Genomic DNA, 2804 nt, shown 5'->3' with positions numbered 1-2804 from the left:
AAGGTACGAGTTCAATAAATGGCGCAAAGCTCACGACGATGCAAAGGGTAAAAAGTTTGATGGAAAGAGCGAAGACAAAGACCGGGCTATCTGTTACAGCCAAGATCATCAACAAGGCATATAAGACTGGCAAGAGGTACACGAAAGAAAGTCTAAGTGCACTGAATTTAAACTTTAGTAAGGTGCTGCCAAAATGGAACTATTCGCTCAAACCGATGTCTGTTTTCTAATCAAAAAAGGGAAGTTATTTTGTGCGCTTCCCTATACTCAATTAAGGATCATACAAAATATGCCAGTAATTGTATTTAATGGAAAGAAAGAGCTTTTTTTCACCACAGGGGGGAAATATTATCGCTTTTTCACCAAAGAGGGTAACCCTGTGGCTGCAGATTACACGTGTCCTCATAGAGGAGCGCCCCTTTTTTATGGTAAGGAAAAAAATAACAAGTTGAAGTGTCCATTGCACGGTAATTGCTTCCACAAAGAAAAAATTGAGCAAAGGCAGTTGCCGGTAGTTACGGTTAATACCACAAGTTTCGTGGTTACTTACGCGCATGATGTCAAAATTTTAGATAAATTAACCAGTCAATGTTAGGAGATGATAATGAGGCAAGATACTCAATTAAAGGAAAAACAGCTTGATTTTCCATACCCTCGTGCAAAAGCCACCCATTCTTGGCTTAATGTGGACGAAGCCTTGTTATATAAAATGGAATGGCGGGAGGATTCTCAATTATCAAAGTCAGGTGTGCAAATCCCTAAATGGCATTTTGCAATGCTAAATGATGCTGAGAGAAATGATGCTTATCAAACCGCTATTGCCAGTATAGATCTTCAAGATAAGGTGGTAATTGATATTGGGTGCGGCACGGGACTTTTATCTATGATGGCGATAGATCATGGAGCCAGGCATGTTTACGCATTCGAGTGCGATAAGCAAATCGCACAAAAAGCTCACCAAATCATATTAACGAATGGTTATCAGAATAAAATTACTATTATCGACAGTAAATCTAGTGAAGGTTGGCATCCATCTGTTGAAAAGGGAGATGTTTTAATTACAGAAACTATGGATTGTGGTTTGGTTGGCGAAGGGATTTTGGAGTCAATTTTTCATGCAAAAGAGCATCTCTTAAAATCAGAGGCGTCCATTTTACCAGGCAGAGCAAAAGTATTTGCCGCTATGGTGAACAGTAAGGATTTGCATCAGCTTAACCATATAACGAAGGTGGGAAAATGGGACTTATCAGCATTTAATAGCTTCTCTACAAAAGGCCACTTTCCTGTAAGGTCACATATTTGGGATTATACGTTTGCCTCTACCACAGAAACACTGTTTTCTTTTGAATTTCAAAACAGCTTAACGCCAGAGTGTAAGGCTAAATGTAGTTTTGTCAGTCAAGTTGCAGGTGAAGTCCATGGTATTATGCTTTGGTTTGAAGTTGAGCTAAGCAATGGAGTATATTTGCAAAATAGCCCACAGAATCTTAATTCACACTGGATGCAAGGTTTTATCTCATTTGAGCAACCAATTCTGGTGTCACAAGGGCAAACACTTGAGTTTGAAATCGAATATCAGGATTTTACATATGTATTAAAAAATACAGCAGCCATAGGTAAGAAATAATCGAAAAATTAAGGTAAAAAATATGAAAAAAAATATCTTATTAGTTAGTTCCGGATATCACCTGTATAGAAAATATTTATTGGAAATGATTTCTCAACATGCCAGTATCTATCTTCTCTTGGATAGGGAACCAACTTGGGAAAAACCTTTTATTCACCGTTATGAAATCACCAACACGCTATGTGCGAAAACAATGGAAAATAAAGTGCGATCTGCATATGTAGATATTAAATTGGATGGGGTCATTTGCTGGGATGAGATTAGGATGTTACCAACAGCGATTCTGGCTGAGAAATTAGGATTACTTTACAGTAAGCCAAGTAGTGTTGCAAAGTGTAGAGATAAAGCGCAAACAAGAGTTGCAATGGACGCTTGTGGTATTTCACAGCCAAAATCTTTTTTAGTTGAAACTATGGCAGAGGCTTTGACTGCAGTGGATAATTTATCATTCCCTGTGGTTTTAAAACCAAGATCCTTAGGTGCAAGTTTTGGGGTTAGTGTGGTTCATGGAAAAACTGAGCTGGAAGCAGCATTTAAGCATGCTCAAGATGCAAGAGAAGCTGGAGTTCCTGTGGATGAGCAAAGAGTGCTCATCGAAGAGTTTGTTGAAGGGGAGGAGATCAGCATTGATTCAGCAGTGGTTAATGGCGTGGTTTATCCGTTGTATCTTGCACGTAAAGAAACTGACTTTTTTCCATATTGCGAAGAAATTGGGCACACAGTAGATGCTGCAGACCCATTGCTGGCTAATGAAGAAATAAAAGCGTTTCTTGTGAATTTGCATCAGGCGGTAAATTTCACCTATGGAATGACACATGTTGAATTAAAACTTACCGAAAACGGCCCCAAGTTAATCGAGGTAAATTGCAGGCTAGGAGGGGGGCTAATTCTAATGGCACTAAGTTAAGCCGCATTTTTGTATAAACCTCGAGCTTTTTTTAGTGGAGGATATGTCTTTGTTCTGCGTTTTCTGCACCGAGGCTCTTTGCGTCCTGTTCTGTTGGCGACCTGTTTATGGACAATGATTTTAAACAGTTGTCTGAGTATTTCTGGATCGTCTTTGCAGAGTAAATCAGTCTGTGAAAATATCCGTATACTTTGTAATGTAAGCTTAAAACTTAAACTACAAGGCAAACGATCGTGCGCCAATGCAGCTTGAGCCATAACCCTTCGTATG

Annotated in this window: 4 protein-coding genes and 1 pseudogene; 4 read left to right on the top strand and 1 reads right to left on the bottom strand. The window is 39.1% G+C overall.

Annotated elements, in window-relative coordinates; all coding sequences use genetic code 11:
• The first annotated feature begins 38 nt into the window (after positions 1-38).
• From DNK84_RS15120 to DNK84_RS12885, 4 genes are read left to right on the top strand one after another with little or no spacing between them, the layout of a single operon-like run.
• Complete coding sequence (locus DNK84_RS15120; RefSeq protein ID WP_119344842.1) at positions 39-230, top strand: ISAzo13-like element transposase-related protein; 192 nt, start codon at positions 39-41, stop codon at positions 228-230.
• Positions 194-595: a Rieske 2Fe-2S domain-containing protein gene (locus tag DNK84_RS12895; RefSeq protein ID WP_119344887.1), complete on the top strand. Its 402-nt coding sequence runs from the start codon at positions 194-196 to the stop codon at positions 593-595. Before DNK84_RS15120 ends, DNK84_RS12895 begins: the two co-directional genes overlap by 37 nt.
• A gap of 9 nt (positions 596-604) precedes the next feature.
• Positions 605-1627 (top strand): 50S ribosomal protein L11 methyltransferase, encoded by a 1023-nt coding sequence (locus DNK84_RS12890; protein WP_162902462.1) that lies wholly within the window; start codon positions 605-607, stop codon positions 1625-1627.
• Positions 1628-1649: 22 nt separating this feature from the next.
• Positions 1650-2534: an ATP-grasp domain-containing protein gene (locus tag DNK84_RS12885; RefSeq protein WP_119344885.1), complete on the top strand. Its 885-nt coding sequence runs from the start codon at positions 1650-1652 to the stop codon at positions 2532-2534.
• Here DNK84_RS12885 and DNK84_RS14710 read toward each other — a convergent pair.
• Positions 2531-2804 (bottom strand): annotated as a pseudogene (locus tag DNK84_RS14710) (IS4 family transposase); the annotation flags it as partial. The gene DNK84_RS12885 and the pseudogene DNK84_RS14710 sit on opposite strands and share 4 nt — an antisense overlap.

The organism is Facilibium subflavum (assembly GCF_003574485.1).
Classification (GTDB): Bacteria; Pseudomonadota; Gammaproteobacteria; order Francisellales; family Francisellaceae; genus Facilibium; species Facilibium subflavum.
This window is presented reverse-complemented; position numbering and strand designations above follow the sequence as displayed.